This is a genomic window from Caballeronia sp. M23-90, assembly GCF_053574605.1.
Genome location: NZ_JBSIPA010000815.1, coordinates 1 through 1,346, shown reverse-complemented (window position 1 = coordinate 1,346; position 1,346 = coordinate 1). Strand labels below are relative to the sequence as shown.

Genomic DNA, 1,346 nt, shown 5'->3' with positions numbered 1-1,346 from the left:
TATGTATGAACGCATCCCATTTGCGCCAGTTTTTCGTGTGTTCCAACATGACAGAAAGGCTTGCAGCTATGTATCCGGCCTTGTTACAGCCGAGTGGCTGGCTGTGGGCCCCAATGAAATCCGCTGACTCACCCCTCATTACTCAGACGAGCTCAAAGCTCGGTAACACATTCAGGTTTAGTGAGTCCCGGTCCGACCTGTCTTGTCATTACACTCGAATGCCAACGCAACCTTTCGATGTTCACCTCTTGTAAAACGTTAATATTCCAAGTGGCGGCCTTCATTCAGGCCGGGACGATGCTCACATAATTCTTCTGATACGGCCGGTCATGTGCGAGCACCGCCCAAATCGTGCGTGCCATCTTGTTCGCCAATGCGACTACCGCAACATTTGGAGGTCGACGCTTTTTTAAGCTTTCAATCCATGCGCCGGGCTCCTTGGTGCGCGTTAAAACCGATCGCGCGCCATGAATTAGCAGCGTTCGCAGATAAATATCGCCCCGCTTACTGATGCTCTGCAAGCTCACCTTGCCACCAGTGCCTGTTTGTTTCGGTACCAGCCCAAGCCACGCTGCGAACTCGCGCCCAGATTTGAATGATTTCGGATCCCCTATCATCGCAACGGCTGCAGTTGCTGTCAGCAATCCGACGCCCGGAATCTCGCTGATCACCGTCACTGACTTGTCCTCCTTTTTCCAATCGCGGAGCCGCCGTTCTATCGTCGAAATTTCTCGGTCTAGGTTTTCGACTCGTGCCCATTGCTCGCGGAACGTATCGATCAGAACTTTCGGCAGCCGTGCTTCGACTCGCATGAGTGCGCCGGACATTTCTTTGACCAAGGCCGCCCGGCCTTTGGCCATCACCTCACCGAATTCGGCCAACATGCCACGCAAACCGTTGATTTGCATCGTGCGGAACTTCACAAGTTGTTCACGCTGCCGATGCATCATCAGAACAGCCTGCTGCATCTCTGTCTTCATGGCAACTGACTTGCTCGACTGCTGCGTCGCTAACCATATCGCCTTGGCATCAGCCACATCAGTCTTATTACCAATGTTGAACGCCTTCACAAACCTCGCCGGCATCAATTTGACCAGATGCCCCATCTGTATTAATTGCCTCGCCCAATGATGCGCGCTGCCACAGGCTTCCATGCCAATTAAACACTGTGCACGATTCGCAAAGTGCTCAAGAAACTGCGCTCGCTTGATCTGCCGGTTCACAATCTCGCCAGTTTCCTGGTCGATGTAGTGCACTTGAAAGACACTCTTTGCAAGATCAACTCCAACTGGCGTAGCATTCATTTCGGATTCTCCTGGCGCTGGGAAATACTTGCATTTTGCACC

1 protein-coding gene is annotated in these 1,346 nt (G+C 52.5%); it reads right to left on the bottom strand.

What is annotated here, in order from left to right:
* Window positions 1-284: 284 nt before the first annotated feature.
* On the bottom strand, window positions 285-1,304 hold the full coding sequence (locus ACRXB1_RS36105; RefSeq protein WP_449494783.1) for an IS110 family transposase: 1,020 nt from the start codon (window positions 1,302-1,304) through the stop codon (window positions 285-287).
* Between the last annotated feature and the right edge of the window lie 42 nt (window positions 1,305-1,346).

Bases quoted from the DNA above. Each gene is read 5' to 3' on its own strand.
- ACRXB1_RS36105 (WP_449494783.1), bottom strand. From the start codon at position 1,304: ATGAATGCTACGCCAGTTGGAGTTGATCTTGCAAAGAGTGTCTTTCAA.